This is a genomic window from Micromonospora sp. CNZ322 (genome assembly GCF_007827755.1).
In genome coordinates this window covers 698,086-714,866 of sequence record NZ_VITD01000002.1, presented here as the reverse complement: position 1 = coordinate 714,866, position 16,781 = coordinate 698,086, and the positions used below count along the sequence as shown (strand labels likewise).

Genomic DNA, 16,781 nt, shown 5'->3' with positions numbered 1-16,781 from the left:
TCGGGGAAGCACGGCGGCCGGAGGTTGCCACGGCGAGCGCGGGTCAGTCGTCGGGTTGCCGCAGCCGCAGGCCCGGCGTGGTCTCCCGGGCCGCTCCGGGAAACAGGATGTGACCGGCCAACCCGAGCGCCACGATCGTGGCTACCAGCACCGGCGGCCAACCGCCGGCCCACGGCAGCACCAGCAGCGGCAAGAGCTGCCAGGCAACTCGCCGCCACGGCACGACCCACGACACCGCCATGGTGAAGAGGACGCGGCCGAGCACGAACAGCGTCGGGCCGGTGATGATCAGTACGAGCCACGGCACCGGCGTCGTTCCGGTCGGCCTGGTGACGATCAGGTCGAAGGCGGCGGCGGTGCTGGCCACGCCGGCCAGCATGACCAGATGGGTGAACGGGGCCAGCCGCGTTGCCCGGCTCCCCTTGGACCCGGCCGCCACCAACAACTCGCCGGCGCGGAAGACGTAGATCTGCCAGAGCAGCAGCATGGTGGCAAAGGCGCAGAGCAGGGAGGCGAGCCGGAGGTGGTCGAGGTGGCCCCGGCTGACCTGCAGGGTCGGCAACAGGATGATGTCGCCGAGGGCCAGGATGATGAACTGTTGGTACCGCTCGCCCAGGTGCTCGGTGGTCCGTCCGTACTGCGGGAGCGGCACCCGGCCCAGCCGGGGTGTGGGGTAGCGGACCGCCCCGGCGACCAGGTCGATCGTTATGGCGATCGTCCAGAGCCCCCAGTTCGGAGTCTCTGACAGCGCGCCGAGGACCCAGAAGACGCCGGACACCGTGAACCAGAAGAGAAACCGGGTGGCCCGCTCCCTGGCCGTCCGGTGCCCCTGCCGGTGCAGGGCGGTGACCAGGATGATGCAGCGAATCACGTGCGTGCCGACGTACGAGATCACGAAGAGCATCAGATGCGCGATGCTGACCATCGGCAGCGATGCCGCCATCCCCACCGAACCGACCATGGTGATCATCAGGATGGCCTGGATCGGTCGTTGCTGCGGATCGTAGAACTCGGTCGTTGTCGTGGTGACCGACCACGTCCACCAGACGGCGGTCAGCATCAGCAGCAGCTTGGCACCGCCGGACCAGGAGAGCTCTTCGGACAGCAGTTTCGATGTCAGTGCGAGGGCGGCCACGAAGACCACGTCGAAGAGCAACTCCAGCAGTGTCGCCCGGGTCGACTGGTCCAGCCGGCGTACCAGCGCCGCATTCCCTTTGGTGGTCATGCCTGGCCTCCCGCCGCGTCTCCCGAGGAATTATCGGCGGACCCGACACGGGCCGTCCCCGGATCGGCGATTCCCGCCGGTCGGGGAAGGGGGCGGCCGGAGGTTGCCACGGCTCGGGACGCCGGGTGATGCTTTGTTGCATCCATTAATCTCGATCTCTTCGGAGGTTCGGATGCGCCGCTCCCCGCTGGCCGCCCTCGTCCTGACCACCCTGCTGCTCGTCGCTCCCGGTGCGGCGCAGGCCGCCGTCCCCGACCGGGCCGCCGTCCCCGCCGCCGACGCGGCGGCCACGCTGACCGGGGTACGTACCGCGGGCACCGCCTGGGGTCTGGACCCCACCACCGGCCGGATGACCCTCACCGTCGACGACACAGTGGTCCCCAGCGAACTGGCCGCACTGCGGGCGGTGACCGACCGGGCCGGCGCGCTGCCGCGCCGCGAACCCGGAACGCCGCGCCCCCTGATCGCCGGCGGGCAGGGCATCTACGGCGGCGGTGGCGCGCGCTGCTCGCTCGGCGCGAACGCGCGCAGCGGCAGCACCTACTACGTGATCACCGCCGGGCACTGCACCACCGCCGCTGCCACCTGGTACGCCGACAGCGCCCGGACCACAGTGCTCGGCACCCGCACCGCCACCAGCTACCCCACCAACGACTACGGGCTGATCCGCTACACCGGTCGGATCGCCCACCCGAGCGCGGTCTACACCCACCCCGGTCTGCTGACCATCAACGGCCCCGGCAACGCGTACATCGGCCAGTCGGTGTGCCGCAGCGGCAGCACCACCGGCGTGCGCTGCGGCACCGTCACCGGTCTCAACCAGACCGTCAACTACGCCACCGGCGTGATCTACGGCCTGATCCGCACCAACATCTGCGCCGAGCCGGGGGACAGCGGCGGACCGCTCTACGTGGCCGCCACCGGCACCATCCTCGGCATCCTCTCCGGCGGCACCGGCAACTGCACCGCCGGCGGCACCACCTACTACCAGCCGATCGCGGAGGTGCTGGCCGCGTACGGGTTGACGTTGCCCTGAGCGTCGAGGTGTGACGCGCGACAGGTTGCCCGTCCCGCGCGGGACACCTAGGCTCGGCGACGCCAAGCACCCCCGCCGCGAGGACGTGTGCCAGATGCCGACCGCCCCCCGACCCGACCAGGCGAGTGTCCCGGCCGGCCTTCCGTCGATCGAGGTGGCCGCGGTGGGGGAGACGATGGTGGTGCTCTGCCCCGCCCCGGGTGAGCCGCTGGAGCGCGCCGAGCGGGTCGCCGTGTCGGTCGGTGGAGCCGAGTCCAATGTGGCCGGTTACCTGGCCCGCCTGGGACACCTGACGACCTGGGTGAGCCGGGTCGGCGACGACCCCTTCGGCCGGGCCGTCGTCCGGCACGTCGCCGCCGCCGGCGTCCGCGTCGACCAGGTGTGCGTGGACCCGGCCGCCCCCACCGGCCTGTACGTCAAGGACCCGGGCCCGGAGGGGACCGCCGTGCACTACTACCGGGCCGGGTCGGCGGCCGCCCGGATGGACCCTGCCACGCTGGCCGACCCTGCGCTGGCCGGTGCCCGGGTGTTGCACCTGTCCGGGATCACCCCGGCGCTGTCCGCGTCCTGCCGGGCGCTGGTCGAGCACGCGGTGACCGACCGGCCGCTGGCGCAGGCGTTGGTCAGTTTCGACGTCAACCACCGGGCCCGGCTGTGGTCCGCCGAGCAGGCTGCGCCGGTGCTGCGCGACCTCGCCAACCGCTGCGACCTTGTCTTCGTCGGGCAGGACGAGGCGGAAACCCTCTGGGGCACCACCGACCCGACGGCCGTACGCGAGCTGTTGCCCGATCCGGAGACGGTGGTGGTCAAGGACGGCTCGGTGGGCGCCACCGCACTGGTCCGCGACGCCGAACCGGTCTTCGTGCCCGCGCCCCGGGTGACGGTGGTGGAGCCGGTCGGCGCCGGAGACGCCTTCGCCGCCGGCTACCTGGCCGGGTTGCTACGCGGCTTCGACCCGGTGCGGCGGTTGCGCCTCGGTCACCTCGTCGCGGCGCAGGCGTTGACCAGCAGCGGCGACAACGCCCCGGTCCCGCCGTGGGCCTGGTTCGAGAAACTCATCGACGCCCCCGACGACGCCTGGTCGCCGCTCGACCTGACCGACCCGGGGGCGACGACCTGAGTCGGGCCGGCGGGTTGCGGCCCGACCAGCAGCAACAGTCCCACCGCGACCTCGGATGGAGTGCACCATGACCACACCGGACTTCGACCACATCTTCGGCGGCGCCCGGGTGATGGCGATCCTGCGCGGCCTGCCGGTCGCCGAGACCGTTCGGCTCGCCGAGCGGGCCTGGGATCTCGGCATCGACGTGGTGGAGGTTCCGGTGGCCACCGCCGACGCGGTCCCGGCGCTGCGGGCCGCCGTCCAGGCGGGCGCCGAGCGCGACCGGATCGTCGGCGCCGGCACCGTGCTCGACGTCGAACAGGTCGCGGCGGCGGCCGACGCGGGCGCCCGGTTCACCGTCGCGCCCGGCCTGGACCTCGCGGTCGCCGACGCCGCCGCCGCGCGTGGCCTGCCGCACCTGCCCGGTGTGGCCACCCCGACCGAGGCCCAGCAGGCACTGCGGCACGGCCTCACCTGGCTCAAGGCGTTCCCCGCTGTCTCCCTCGGCCCGGCCTGGTTCAAGGCCGTCGCCGGCCCGCTGCCCCAGTTGCGCTTCGTCGCCACCGGCGGCCTCGACGCCAGCAACGCCGGCGCGTTCCTGCAAGCAGGCGTACGCGTGGTGGCCGTCGGCTCCGCCCTCTCCGACCCCACCCAACTGGACGCCCTCGCCACCCTGACCCGCCCCACCCCCTAACCCTCCCGCCCTCCCCGCCCGCCCCTCTCGCCGATCTTGCACTTGTGGTTGTCGATGCGCCCCGATTCGCGCCTTTGGTCGCGACAGCAAGTGCAAGATCGACGGGGATCGGGGCGGGACGCGCAGTCGGGGTGAGTGCGGGGTCGGGGTGAGTGCGGGGGAGGGTGGCGGGGTTGCGCCATGGCGTAAGTGCGTCGGGGTGCGGTGCGCGGTTGGGGTGGGCTCTGCGTCGATGCTGTGGTGCGTACCACTTCTCGACACAAAGAGGTCATCGTGGCTCTGTCTCACCGGCGCCGCCGATCCGGGCTGATCGCCCTCGGCGCCGCCCTCACCCTGGCGGCCGGGTTCACCCCACCCGGCGCGGGAGCGGCCGCCGCCCCGCCGAACAACCCCGACCGCCCCGCGGGTCAACCCCCGGCCGCCGCCGGACGCGCGTCCACCGTCACCCTGATCACCGGTGACATGGTCACCGTCACCACCGCGGCGGACGGCAGCACGGTGTCGACAGTGCGCCGGCCGGACGGCAGCACCCCGAGCTTCCACCGCACCGTGCGCGACGGCGACACCTACGTCTATCCGGACGCCGCTCTGTCCTATGTGACCAGTGGTGTGCTGGACCGGCAACTGTTCAACGTCACCGACCTCATCGCCGACGGCTACGACGACGCGCACACCGACGCGCTTCCACTGATCGTCACGATGACCGACGCGGCGGCCCGCAACCGCACCCGCCCCACCGTCGACGGCGCGGAACTGGTCCGACCGTTGGACAGCGTGCAGGGCGCGGCGCTGACCCGCCAGCGCGCCACCGCCGACCGGTTCTGGACCGCGCTGACCGCCGGTTCGACCCGGCGTACGGGTGACGCCCCGACACTGGCCAACGGCATCGCCAAGGTCTGGTTGGACGGTCGGGTGCACGCGGACCTGGCCGAGTCCACCGCGCAGATCGGCGCGCCGAAGCTGTGGGCCGAGGGCAACACCGCCGCCGGTGTCGACGTCGCGGTGCTCGACTCGGGTGCGGACGCCGAACACCCGGATCTCGTCGGCCAGATCGCCGAGTCCAGCAGCTTCGTACCCGAGGAGCCCGACATCCTCGACTACAAGGGCCACGGCACGCACGTCGCCTCGACGATCGCCGGGACCGGCGCCGCGTCCGGTGGCGCCGAGCGGGGCGTCGCCCCGGGTGCCCGCCTGCACATCGGCAAGGTGCTCAACAGCGAGGGCAGCGGACAGAACTCGTGGATCATCGCCGGCATGGAGTGGGCGGCCCGTGAGCAGAAGGCCCGGGTGGTCAGCATGAGCCTGGGCGGTGAGGCCACCGACGGCAGCGACCCGATGAGCCAGGCGGTCGAGCGACTCAGCGCCGAGACCGGCGCCCTCTTCGTGATCGCCGCCGGCAACAGTGGCCCGGCCAGCATCGGCAGCCCGGGTGCCGCCAACTCCGCGCTCACCGTCGGCGCCGTCGACAACACCGACCACCTCGCCGACTTCTCCAGCCAGGGGCCACGCGCCGGCGACGGCGGACTCAAGCCTGAGATCACCGCCCCCGGCGTGGACATCCTGGCGGCCCGCTCGCACCTCGTGCGGGGCTCCGGCGACTACACGCTGATGAGCGGCACGTCGATGGCCACCCCGCACGTGGCCGGCACGGCCGCGCTGGTCGCCGCCGCGCACCCGGACTGGACCGGTCAGCGGATCAAGGAAGCACTGGTCAGCACGGTCAAGGCCACCCCCGAGTACACCCCGTACCAGGCGGGTGCCGGCCGGGTCGACGCGGTCGCCGCCGCGCACGCCACCGTCTTCGCCACCCCGAGCGCCTACTCCGGCTTCCAGGCGTGGCCGCAGCAGCCGGGCACGACAGTTGACCGTACGGTCACCTACACCAACCTCGGCAGCGCGCCGCTCGACCTGAAGCTGGCCCTCGACACGGCCACCGCGCCGGCCGGACTGTTCGCGCTCTCCGCCGACCGGGTCACAGTGCCCGCAGGCGGCACCGCCACCGTGACGGTGATCGCCGCGTACGACAAGCTGCCGGTGGAGAAGCAGGTCAGCGGCATGATCGTCGCCACCGACGACACCGGTGCGGTGCGCGGGCGCACGCTGATCGGCGCCGGCAAGGAGGGCCAGCGGCAGAACCTGACGCTGGTCGCCAAGGACCGCGACGGCAAGCCGCTCGTCGGCAAGGTCATCCTCACCGCCGACACCCTCTTCACCGCCGTGGACCTGCCCGAGAGCGGCACCGCCACGCTGCGGCTGCCGGTGGCAAGCTGGAACGGTTGGATCTCCGCGGACGTGCGCGGCGCGCACGGGCCGCACTCCAAGGGCATGGCGATGCTCAGCTTCACCGACGTGAACCTGGACCGCGACCGCACCGTCACCCTGGACGCGCGCGCCGCCCGACAGGTGCAGGCCCGGGTGCCGCAGGAGGCCACCGCCAGCGCGCTGCGGATGGACATCCACCGGTCCACGAAGAACGGCCTCACCGAGAGTCAGGTGCTGCCCGACGACTCGTACGACAGCATGTGGGCGTTGCCAACGAGCCGTCCGGTGACCGACGGCGAGTTCGAGTTCGGTGCCCGGTGGCGGCTGGAGCAGCCGGCCCTGACCGTTTCGGCGGGCGGTCGCTCGTACGACGACCTGTTGGTGAAGCGGGCGACCCCGGCGCTGCCGGCCGGTCGTCGCCAGTTGGACGCGGTCTACGTCGCCGACGCGTCGGCGGCTGGGCTGGCCAAGCGTCCGGTCCGGGACCGGGCCGTCGTGGTGCGCCGCAGTGACAGTGTGGACATCGCCACCCAGGCGCAGGCCGCCGCGGCGGCCGGAGCGAAGCTGCTGCTCGTGGTGAACGACGGCGTCGGCCGGCTCCAGCCGTGGGACGAGGCGGCGTGGAGCCCGGAGAGCCCGGCCCCGGTGACCGTGGCGACCCTCGGCGCCGACGAGGGCGGGCAGCTCATCGCCGCGCTGGAGCGCGGCGCGGTGCGGCTCACCGTCGAGTCGCACCCGGAGACCACCTACCTGTACGACGTGGCGCACCACTGGACCGGCACGGTGCCGGCCGACCCCACCTACCGGCCCACGAAGCGGCAGTTGGCCCGGGTCGACGTGGAGTTCCGCAACTACCGGCAGGGCAAGGCGCTGGAGTTCCGCACCGACGTCTGGCGCGGCTGGGCGTCGAGCAACCAGGAGCCGGCCCCGGCGCAGGGCCGACGGACCGACTGGGTGAGCGCCGACCAGCGGTGGATCGACGACGCGTTCATCGCCGGCGAGACTGGTCAGCACCTGATGGCGGTGACCACGTACCCGGCCGGCAAGCCGAGCGCCGTCACCTGGTTCGGGCCGATCCAGCGACCCCGGATGGGCGGCAGCTACGTGCCGGTCCGGTACCTGGACACCGTCTACCTGCCCGCGCCCGGGTGGGGCGACGGGGGCGGCCACATCGGTGAGGCGTACGCGAACTACGACATGGTCAACCGGACCACCCTCTACCAGGGTGACAAGGAGCTGAACTGGGGTAACGCCGAGTACCTCCAGGTCTCCGGGCTGGCGTCTCAGCGACTGCCGTACCGGCTGGTGGTGGAGAACGACCGGGCTGCCTGGACCAACCCGTACTCCCGGCAGACCCGCACTGAGTGGGGCTTCCACTCGGCGGTCACCGGGGAGGAGTCGGCCGAGGTCCTGCCGATGATCCAGCTCGACTACCAGGTGGCCATCGACTCCGCCGGCACGGCGTCGCGGCGGGCACCGCTGACCGTTGTCGCCTCCCACCTGCCCGATGTCACCGGCACGATCGGGGCGGTGACCGTCGAGGTGTCCTACGACGACGGGGCGACCTGGCAGAAGCAGCGGCTGACCCGGCACGGCGACGGCTGGCGTACCTCGCTGGCCGCACCGGCGAAGGCCGGCTTCGTGAGCCTGCGCACCACGGCACGCGACACCGCCGGCAACACAGTGAGCCAGAGCATCAGCCGGGCGTTCGGCCTGCGCTGACAGCACTGCGGCCGGCCGCCGCTCGGGGTACGCGACACACCCGAGCGGCGGCCGGTGCCGTCAGTGCAGTTCCTCGGCGAGCTGGTCCCAGTCCGTGACGACCGGCAGCAGGTTCCCGGCCAGCCAGGCGGCGCTCTGGTCGTCGTGGTGCGGGTCGTCGGGCACCCCGCAGGCGCCCAGGGGGACCACCCAGCGGCTGTCCGAGCGGCGGGCCAGGTCCCAGACGAAGCGCGCCGCTGGCCCCCGGAAGCACCAGTGGGTGACGCCGGGGACGCTGGAGGTGGCCAACACACAGTCGTGGTCACCGTCGAGCCGGGGGCCGGGCCCGGTGTCCGGGCCGGGCAAAGCCCGCCACGGCGCCAGCCGGTGCAGGTCCCCCCAGGGCACCTGCCCGGCTGCCGCGTCGGCGACCTCCTCGGCCGCCGCGCGTACCAACGCGCTGATGTCCACACCGGGCAGCGGGGTCGTGCAGAGGAGGTGCTCCAGCGCGTGACCGACGCGCGGCGTCAGCGCCAGCCAGGGCGCGAACACCTCGGGGTACGCGGGCAGTTCGGCCAGCTCGGCCAACGCCGGGTGGGCGGCGATCCGGCGTACGACAGCCGCCCGCAGGAGGGCGTACGCCGCCGCGTCAGTGCTGTCGGCGGCCATCCGGCGATCCCAGCGCAGCAGCCGTTCACGCAGCGCGGCGGCGGCCGGACCGAGTTGCGTCGACTCGGCGAGGACCGCCAGCAGCGGCCCGGCGGCGCCCAGGTACGTGTCGGTGTGCACCGAAGCCATCTCGTCGGCCGTCCAGGCCGAACGGGCGTCGAGCAGCTCGGCGATGCGATGCGCCCGGTGCCCTGCGGCGAACTCCACCCCGAGTGGCGCCGCCAGCCCGCGCTCGTTGGCCATCACCGACCGACCGACCACCTCGGCGCGGGGCATCGGCGCGTGCCAGCCCTGCCAGGCATACGCGGCGTCCCATCCGGGGACCACCCGCCGGCCGTTTCCCGGGTGCCGCACCGGCACCGCCCCGGCGACCCGGTGCAACAGCCCTCCGGCGGTGTCCGCCGCCTGCACCACGTTGACCGGCTCCACCCAGTGCCGCAGCGCGTGGTCCACGTCGGCAACGGTGCGGGCGCGCAGCAGCTCCGGCAGCGTCGCGAAACCGAGGTCGCCCCGGACCCGGGGCGGGTAGCGCAGGCTGACGGCACTCTCGTCGTCCGGCCCACCGGCGATCACCGGACCACGATCGGTCTCCACCACCTCGACCTCGACCGGCTCGGCCCCGGCCACCTCGATCGTCTCGACGTGGCGGTGCGCCGGTCGCCAGCCGTCCGGGCCGAGCGCCTGCACCCGGGGGCCGTCGCGGCGCAGCCGCTCCGCGTACACGTCCTGGTAGTCGGCCATCGCGTTGGTGATCGCCCAGGCCACCGGACCGGCGTGCCCGAAGTGCGCGATGCCCGGCACACCCGGCACCGCCAACCCGACCACGTCGTACTCCGGGCAGGCCAGCCGGATCTGCTGGTAGACGCCGGGATCCTCGATGAACCGGTGCGGATCGCCGGCGAGCAGCGCGGCCCCGGTGCCGGTGCGCTCGGCGGCGAGCAGCCACCCGTTGCTGCCGGCGACTGCCGGACCGTCGGTGGCGAATAGGTCGACCGCGTCCGGCCCGAGCCGCTGCGCCACGTGCTCGCGCCAGAGCTTGCCGGGAAACCCGGCGAACAGAATGTGGTGGCCCAGCCAGACCGCGAGCGGCGTCCACGGCTCCCACCGACCCGGGCGCAGCCCGGTGGCGGCGAACTCCGGTGACCGGGCCGCCCCGGCGGCGAGAGCGGCGTTGACGCCATGCACGTAGGCGCCCACCCACTCGGCGGTCGCCGGGTCCAGTGCCGCGTGGCAGCGGCGTGCGGTGTCGTCGAGCCGGACCTGCCGGACGAACCGGTCCCAGCCGAGCGCGTCGGGGCCGAGGAACGCCGCGCTGGTGCCTTGGGCGCGGTGCCGTTCCACCTCAATCTGCCAGGCCCGGTCGTACGCGGTCACCCGGCCCTGCGCGGCCGCCAGCGCGAGCGGGTCGTCGGCCCGCAGGTGCGGCACCCCCCACGGGTCGCGGAAACGCCGCTCGTTGCTGGTTCGCTCGCTCACGCCGGCTCCGGGGCCACTGTGGTGGCACGGCGTCGGGCCGCGGGGACGACCAGCGGGGTGCCCGTCTCCGGGTCGTCGATCACCCGGCAGGGCAGCCCGAACACCTCCGCCACCAGGTCGGCGGTGACCACCGACGCCGGCTCCCCGGCGGCCACCACGCGCCCGTCGCGCATGGCGATCAGGTGGGTGGCGTAGCGGGCCGCGTGGTTCAGGTCGTGCAGAACGGCGACAAGGGTGCGGCCCTGCTCCTCGTGCAACCGCGCGCAGAGGTCCAGGATCTCGATCTGGTGGGCGATGTCGAGGTACGTGGTCGGCTCGTCGAGCAGCAGCAGGGGCGTCTGCTGGGCCAGCGCCATGGCGATCCAGACCCGCTGCCGCTGCCCGCCGGACAACTCGTCCACCGCCCGGTCGGCGAGGTCGTCGACCCCGGTCGCGGCCATCGACTCCTCGACCACCCGTTCGTCCTCGCGGGACCACTGCCGCAGCAGCCCCTGGTGGGGGTAGCGGCCCCGGGCGACCAGCTCGGCGACGCTGATGCCGTCCGGTGCGATCGACGACTGCGGCAGCAGGCCGAGCGTACGGGCCACAGTGCGGGCCGGCAGATCGTGAATGTCCCGTCCGTCCAGCAGCACCGCACCGGCGCTGGGGCGCAGCATCCGGGACAGGGCGCGCAGCAGCGTCGACTTGCCGCACGCGTTCGGGCCGATGATCACCGTGAAGGACCTGTCGGGCACCGCCACCGTCAGGTTCTCGGCGATGGTGCGCTGGTCGTAGGCGAGGGTCAGCGCGGTGCCGCCAAGTCGGGAATCGCCGGGTCGCATGGGTGCTCCTTCGAGGGCGTCACTGGTGTTCACAGCCGGCCCGCCCGACGTTCCATCGCCAGCAGCAAGACCAGGTAGCCGCCGCCGATCACGCCGGTCACCACGCCGACCGGGAGTTGGTGCCCGGCGAACGCGCGCTGCGCCACCAGGTCGGCCCCGACCAGCAGCGCCGCGCCGACGGCCATCGACGGCAGCAGGTTCGGACCCGGGGCCCGGGTCAGACGTTTCGCCACGTGCGGGGCGACGAGCGCCACGAAGGACACCGGCCCGGCTGCGGCCGCCGCGAACGAGACCAGCAGCACGGCGGCAGCGAGCAGCACCAGGCGCAGCCGGCGCACCGGCACGCCCAGGGCGCTGGCCGCGTCGTCGCCCAGCTCCATCATCCGCAGCGCCGGGGCGCAGCCGACGAGCACCAGCGGCGCCAACACGACCAGGACGGCGAGCAGCGGCCCGGCGTTGGCCCAGCCTCGCCCGTCCAGGCTGCCGGTGAGCCAGAGCACCGCTCGGGCGGCTTCCATCAGGGGCGCCCGGGTCAGCAGGTAGCCGTTGACGCCGGTCAGGATCGCGGCCACCCCGATGCCGACCAGGATGAGCCGGTAGCCGTGCACTCCGCGCCGCCAGGCGAGCGCGTAGATCACCAGGCCGGTGCCGAGGCCACCGACTACCGCCGCGCCGGCCAACGCCAGGCTGCTGCCACCGAGGACGACCACCACCAGCGCCCCGGTCGACGCGCCCTGGGTGAAGCCCAGGATGTCCGGGCTGCCCAACGGGTTGCGGACCAGCGACTGGAACACCGTGCCGGCGAGAGCCAACGCCGCACCGACCAACAGGGCGGTGACCAGCCGGGGCAGGCGCAGCTCGAGCACGATGAACTGCTCCGCCACGGTGCCACCGCCGGTCAGCGTGCGTAGGACGTCCGCCGGCCCCATCGGGTAGTCACCACTGCCCAGGGCCACCAGACCGAACCCGGCGGCGAGCACCGCCGCGCCGGCCCCGACGCCCAACGCGCGGGGCCGGAACCGCAGCGACAACCCCCATGAAGTACGCAGAACTGTCACGGTTGCGCCACCGGTCGGCGGGTGACCAGCCACAGGAAGAGCGGGCCGCCCAGCACGGCGGTCACCATGCCGACCTGGAGTTCTCCGGGGCGGCCCAGCACCCGGCCGAGCACGTCGGCGCCGAGCAGCAACGCTGGTGCGAGCACCGCGCAGTACGGCAGCAGCCAGCGCAGGTCCGGGCCGGTCAGGGCGCGGACCAGGTGCGGCACCAGCAGCCCGACGAAGACGATCGGCCCGCACGCGGCGGTCGCCGCGCCGCAGAGCAGGGTGACGGCGACGATCACGGCGGCCCGGATCAGCGCGGGTCGCGCGCCGAGGGCTCGCGCCGCGTCATCGCCGAGCGCCAGCGCGTTCAGCGGACGGGCGGCGCCGAGCGCGACCAGCAGCCCGATGAGGATGAACGGCAGCACCCGGGTGACGGTCGTGGAGTCCGCGCTGGCCAGTGAGCCGACCGTCCAGAAACGCAGCCGCTCCAGCGACGCGGTGTCCAGCAGCATCACCGCGCTCACGTAGGAGTAGAGGGTGGCGTTGAGCGCAGCCCCGGCCAGCGCGAGTCGGGCCGGGGTGGCGCCGCGTCCGCCGCCGACGGCGTAGACGAGCGCGGTCACCGCCGCCGCGCCGAGCAGCGCGAACCAGACGTACCCGCCGACGGCGGTGACGCCCAGGAACGCGGCGGCGGTGGCGACGGCCGCGGACGCGCCGGCGTTGATGCCGAGCAGCCCGGGGTCGGCGAGTGGGTTGCGGGTGAGGGCCTGCATGACCGCGCCCGCCACACCGAGGGCGGTGCCGGCGAGCAGCCCGAGCAGGGTGCGGGGCAGGCGCATCCGGTGCACCACGGCGTACTCGGTGGCGTCGCGGTGCAGCAACCCGGACCAGACGTCGGCGAGCGGCATGGCCTTAGCGCCGACCGCGATGCTGAGCACCACGATCGCCGCGAGCAGTGCCACGGCGGTGACCAGGCCGGCGGCGCGGGCCGCCCGACGGCCACGCCGGCGCGGGGGTGCGGCCGTTTCCCTGGCCGGCACGGGCGATGCCGGTCGGGTGACGGTGGGTGTGGCGTCCAGTGTGGGCTCCGGGGTGGTGGCGACACGGCGAACCGCTGTTGACAATAACCGAGGTTAGGCTAACCTAACCCCGCTGCCCTGGTCGACACCGGCCAACCCTTGATCGAAAGACAACACCATGCCCGATGCCCTGTCCGCCCGCCGCCTCTCCCGCCGTGGCCTGCTGGCCGCCGGTGGCGCTGCCACGCTGGCCACCCTGCTCGCTGCCTGTGGCAAGGACGACGCCGCGAAACCCGCCGCTGGCAACGGAAGTGGCCCCTGGTCGTTCACCGACGACCGCGGCACGAAGGTTGAGGCCCCGGCCCGTCCGACCCGCGTGGTGGCCTTCACCGGCGTGGCGGCGGCCCTGATCGATTTCGGTCTCGACAAGCAGCTCGTGGGCGTGTTCGGTGAGACCAGGCGCGCCGACGGCACTGCCGAGCCGCAGGCCGGCGACCTGAACGTCGAGGGCGTCGAGATCCTCGGCAACGTGTGGGGCGAGTTCAGCCTGGAAAAGTACGCGGCGCTGCGCCCCGAACTGCTGGTCACCCACATGTACGACCCGGACGCGCTCTGGTACGTGCCGGACGAGAGCAAGGCCAAGATCCTCCCGCTGGCGCCCAGTGTGGCGATCACCACCGCCCGGGTGCCGATGACCAAGCCCATCGAGCGGTACGCGGCGCTGGCCGAGTCGCTCGGCGCGGACCTGTCCGCGAAGAAGGTCACCGACGGAAAGGCCCGCTTCGACGCCGCCTCCGAGGCGGTCCGGCAGGCGGTCAAGGCCAACCCCGGGATCAAGGTGATGGCCTGCTCCGGCAGTCCCGACCTCTTCTACGTCTCCAACCCGAAGGTCAGCACCGACCTGATGTACTTCGCCGAGTTGGGCGTCGACATCGTGGTCCCCACCAAGCTCGAAGCTGGCGACTACTTCGAGGCGCTGAGCTGGGAGAGCGCCGGCAAGTTCCCGGCCGACCTGATCCTGCTGGACAACCGCAGCACCGCCTTGCAGGCCAAGGACCTCACCGCCAAGCCGACCTGGCAGCAACTGCCGGCGGTCAAGGCCAACCAGGTGAGCCCGTGGGACGCGGTACCCCGCTTCTCGTACGCCGGCTCAGCGCCGCTGCTGGAGAACCTCGCCACCGCCATCCGGAACGCGAAGAAGGTCAGCTGACGCCATGAGTACGAGCGCCACCGCACCGATCGCCCCGCAGTACCGCTTCTACGCCGCGCACGTCGTCCGGGCCCGTCGGGTCGGCGCCTCGCTGATCCGGGTCACCTTCGGTGGCGGGGAACTGGCCGACTTCGCCGGCGGTGGCCGGGACCAGAGCGTCTCGCTGTTCCTGCCGCACCCCGGGCAGCACGCCCCGGTGGTCCCGGTCGAGCAGGGCGAGGACTGGTTCGGCGGCTGGCGGGCACTGCCGGCGGACGTCCGCGCGGTGCTGCGCTCGTACACCATCCGGGAGCACCGCCCGGCCGACACCGCTGTCGACATCGACTTCGTCAGCCACGGCGACACCGGCCCCGCCTCCCGCTGGGCCGCCCTGGCCGGTCCCGGCGACCGGGTGCTGCTGCTCGGCCCGGCGGTGCCCGACAACCGCAGCGTCTGCTTCCGCCCGCCGGACGGCACGGACCTCGTACTGCTCGCCGCCGACGAGACCGCGCTGCCGGCCGTCGAGGGCATCCTGGCCTGGCTGCCCGCCGGCGCCCGGGTGCGCGCCTGGATCGAGGTGCCCGACGCCGCGGACATCACCGACCTGCCCACCGCTGCCGACGCCGAGACCAGGTGGATCGTGCGGGGCAGCACACCGCCCGGTAGTGACCTGCTGGTCAGCTCCGTTCGGGGCGCCCGGCTCCCCACCGGCGGCACCCCGTACGCCTGGATCGCCGGTGAGTCCGGCGTGGTCCGGGCGCTGCGCCGGCACCTCGTCGACGAGCGCGGCTTCGACCGCCGGAGGGTGACCTTCGCCGGCTACTGGCGACGCGGACTGTCCGAAGAGGACCTGCGTGCCGAGGCGCTGGCCGGCGCCACCGCCTGACTGACGACCCCAACCGATCGGCAGCACTGCCCCGAGGCGCACCGCCGCGCCGGGGAGGGTTCCGGCTGCCCCTCGTCGAGAACGTGGAAGGACATTCCGTGACCGTGCCGACGTACCCCGTCGAGACCACCACACCGCCACCGGCGTCAACCGCCGCGCGGGCCCAGCTGCTGCACGGTGGCTCGGTCGAGCAGTACCGCCGGACGATCGCCGACGGCGTCGACCGGGTAGCCCGCCGAGTGGCCACGGTGGACCGTCCCGGCACCGGAATCACGCCGGCCGAGCTGGCCCCCCTGGTCGACCGGGTGGACCTGGACCGTCCGCTGGGCGATGCCGGCGCCGCCCTCGACGAGCTGGAGAACGTCTACCTGCGCGACGCCGTCTGGTTCCACCACCCCCGCTACCTGGCCCACCTCAACTGCCCGGTGGCCATCCCGGCGCTGCTCGGTGAGGCGGTGCTCACCGCCGTGAACTCCTCGCTGGACACCTGGGACCAGAGCGCCGGAGCCACCCTCATCGAGCGCCGGCTGGTCGACTGGACGGCCGAGCGGATCGGCCTCGGTCACCGCGCCGACGGCATCTTCACCAGCGGCGGCAGCCAGTCCAATCTCCAGGCGCTGCTGCTGGCCCGGGAGGAGGCGTGCGCCGACGCCATCGGCCCGGCGGCGCGCGCCGAACTGCTGCCCCGGCTGCGCGTGCTCACCTCCGCCGCCGGTCACTTCAGCGTGCAGAAGTCGGCCAAACTGCTCGGCCTCGCCCCGGACGCGGTGATCGCGGTACCCACTGACGTCCGGCGACGGATCCGGCCGGCCGCCGTCCGCGAGGAGATCGCCCGGTGCCGGCAGGCCGGGCTGGTGGTGATGGCCGTCGTCGGCACCGCCGGTACCACCGACTTCGGCTCGATCGACCCGCTCACGGACCTGGCCGGGATCTGCGCGGCAGCCGGCGTGTGGCTGCACGTGGACGCCGCGTACGGCTGCGGTCTGCTCGTCTCGCCGACGCGCCGGCACCTGCTCGACGGCATCGACCGGGCCGACTCGGTCACTGTGGACTTCCACAAGTCGTTCTTCCAGCCGGTCAGCTCCAGCGCGCTGCTGGTCCGCGACCGGCGGACACTGCGGCACGTCACCTACCACGCCGACTACCTCAACCCGGCCCGGATGGTGGAGCAGCGCATCCCCAACCAGGTCGACAAGAGCTTGCAGACCACCCGCCGTTTCGACGCGCTGAAGCTCTGGCTCACCCTGCGGGTGATGGGCCCGGACGCGCTCGGCGGGCTCTTCGACGAGGTCGTCGACCGCGCCGCCGACGCCTGGCAACTGGTCAGCGAGGACCCGCGCTTCGAGGTGGTGACGCGCTCGGAGCTGAGCACCGTGGTGTTCCGCTACCTGCCCACCGGCCCCGGCCGGGAGTTGGCCGACGCCGCCAACCTGCACGCCCGGGAGGCCCTCGCGGCGTCCGGTCTCGCAGTGGTCGCCGGGACCCGGGTGGACGGCCGGCACTTCCTGAAGTTCACACTGCTCAACCCGGAAACCACAGTCGACGACGTCGGGTACGTACTCGACCTGATCGCCACCCACGCCGGCCAGTACGTGCACGACCACGTCGACGCCGACCTGACCTGCCACGTCGGCTGACGCCGATGAACCTGCCCCGTC

At 73.2% G+C, this 16,781-nt stretch carries 12 protein-coding genes; 7 read left to right on the top strand and 5 right to left on the bottom strand.

Translation table 11 applies throughout. The annotated features are described in order from the left end of the window. Positions 1-43: 43 nt before the first annotated feature. Positions 44-1,225 carry a low temperature requirement protein A gene (locus FB453_RS08290; protein ID WP_145788831.1) on the bottom strand — a complete coding sequence of 394 codons (1,182 nt, stop codon included), beginning with the start codon at positions 1,223-1,225 and terminating at the stop codon, positions 44-46. A gap of 172 nt (positions 1,226-1,397) precedes the next feature. Between FB453_RS08290 and FB453_RS08285 the strand changes: the two genes are divergently transcribed. The 4 genes from FB453_RS08285 to FB453_RS08270 all read left to right on the top strand — a co-directional run bounded on the left by FB453_RS08285 (position 1,398) and on the right by FB453_RS08270 (position 8,041). Next, entirely contained in the window at positions 1,398-2,261 is an 864-nt protein-coding gene (locus FB453_RS08285) for a trypsin-like serine protease (RefSeq protein WP_145788829.1), read from the top strand. A gap of 94 nt (positions 2,262-2,355) precedes the next feature. Beyond that, entirely contained in the window at positions 2,356-3,381 is a 1,026-nt protein-coding gene (locus FB453_RS08280) for a sugar kinase (RefSeq protein ID WP_145788828.1), read from the top strand. A gap of 67 nt (positions 3,382-3,448) precedes the next feature. Beyond that, entirely contained in the window at positions 3,449-4,057 is a 609-nt protein-coding gene (locus FB453_RS08275; protein WP_145788826.1) for a bifunctional 4-hydroxy-2-oxoglutarate aldolase/2-dehydro-3-deoxy-phosphogluconate aldolase, read from the top strand. Positions 4,058-4,330: 273 nt separating this feature from the next. Beyond that, positions 4,331-8,041 carry a S8 family serine peptidase gene (locus tag FB453_RS08270; RefSeq protein WP_145788824.1) on the top strand — a complete coding sequence of 1,237 codons (3,711 nt, stop codon included), beginning with the start codon at positions 4,331-4,333 and terminating at the stop codon, positions 8,039-8,041. A 60-nt stretch (positions 8,042-8,101) separates the two neighbouring features. Here FB453_RS08270 and FB453_RS08265 read toward each other — a convergent pair whose 3' ends face one another. The 4 genes from FB453_RS08265 to FB453_RS08250 are packed head-to-tail and all read right to left on the bottom strand — an operon-like array spanning position 8,102 to position 13,153. Beyond that, entirely contained in the window at positions 8,102-10,165 is a 2,064-nt protein-coding gene (locus tag FB453_RS08265) for a penicillin acylase family protein (RefSeq protein ID WP_145788822.1), read from the bottom strand. Continuing rightward, entirely contained in the window at positions 10,162-10,986 is an 825-nt protein-coding gene (locus tag FB453_RS08260) for an ABC transporter ATP-binding protein (RefSeq protein ID WP_145788821.1), read from the bottom strand. The genes FB453_RS08265 and FB453_RS08260 overlap by 4 nt, the downstream gene beginning before the upstream one ends. Before the next feature lie 29 nt (positions 10,987-11,015). Then, positions 11,016-12,044: an iron chelate uptake ABC transporter family permease subunit gene (locus FB453_RS08255; protein ID WP_145788819.1), complete on the bottom strand. Its 1,029-nt coding sequence runs from the start codon at positions 12,042-12,044 to the stop codon at positions 11,016-11,018. Continuing rightward, positions 12,041-13,153: a FecCD family ABC transporter permease gene (locus FB453_RS08250; protein WP_486480204.1), complete on the bottom strand. Its 1,113-nt coding sequence runs from the start codon at positions 13,151-13,153 to the stop codon at positions 12,041-12,043. Before FB453_RS08250 ends, FB453_RS08255 begins: the two co-directional genes overlap by 4 nt. Before the next feature lie 73 nt (positions 13,154-13,226). Between FB453_RS08250 and FB453_RS08245 the strand changes: the two genes are divergently transcribed. The 3 genes from FB453_RS08245 to FB453_RS08235 all read left to right on the top strand — a co-directional run bounded on the left by FB453_RS08245 (position 13,227) and on the right by FB453_RS08235 (position 16,760). After that, the gene (locus tag FB453_RS08245; protein WP_145788817.1) at positions 13,227-14,258 is read left to right on the top strand and encodes an ABC transporter substrate-binding protein; all 1,032 of its coding nucleotides are present in this window, start codon (positions 13,227-13,229) and stop codon (positions 14,256-14,258) included. Positions 14,259-14,262: 4 nt separating this feature from the next. Then, positions 14,263-15,123, top strand: coding sequence for a siderophore-interacting protein (locus tag FB453_RS08240; RefSeq protein ID WP_145788814.1), 861 nt, complete (start codon positions 14,263-14,265; stop codon positions 15,121-15,123). Positions 15,124-15,221: 98 nt separating this feature from the next. Then, a complete protein-coding gene (locus FB453_RS08235) occupies positions 15,222-16,760 on the top strand; it encodes a pyridoxal phosphate-dependent decarboxylase family protein (protein ID WP_145788812.1) in 1,539 nt (512 codons plus the stop codon). Positions 16,761-16,781: the final 21 nt, after the last annotated feature.

Excerpts from the sequence above, each read along its gene's own strand:
- FB453_RS08290 (WP_145788831.1), bottom strand. The coding sequence starts at position 1,225 with ATGACCACCAAAGGGAATGCGGCGCTGGTACGCCGGCTGGACCAGTCG.
- FB453_RS08285 (WP_145788829.1), top strand. The coding sequence starts at position 1,398 with ATGCGCCGCTCCCCGCTGGCCGCCCTCGTCCTGACCACCCTGCTGCTC.
- FB453_RS08280 (WP_145788828.1), top strand. The coding sequence starts at position 2,356 with ATGCCGACCGCCCCCCGACCCGACCAGGCGAGTGTCCCGGCCGGCCTT.
- FB453_RS08275 (WP_145788826.1), top strand. The coding sequence starts at position 3,449 with ATGACCACACCGGACTTCGACCACATCTTCGGCGGCGCCCGGGTGATG.
- FB453_RS08260 (WP_145788821.1), bottom strand. The coding sequence starts at position 10,986 with ATGCGACCCGGCGATTCCCGACTTGGCGGCACCGCGCTGACCCTCGCC.
- FB453_RS08245 (WP_145788817.1), top strand. The coding sequence starts at position 13,227 with ATGCCCGATGCCCTGTCCGCCCGCCGCCTCTCCCGCCGTGGCCTGCTG.
- FB453_RS08240 (WP_145788814.1), top strand. The coding sequence starts at position 14,263 with ATGAGTACGAGCGCCACCGCACCGATCGCCCCGCAGTACCGCTTCTAC.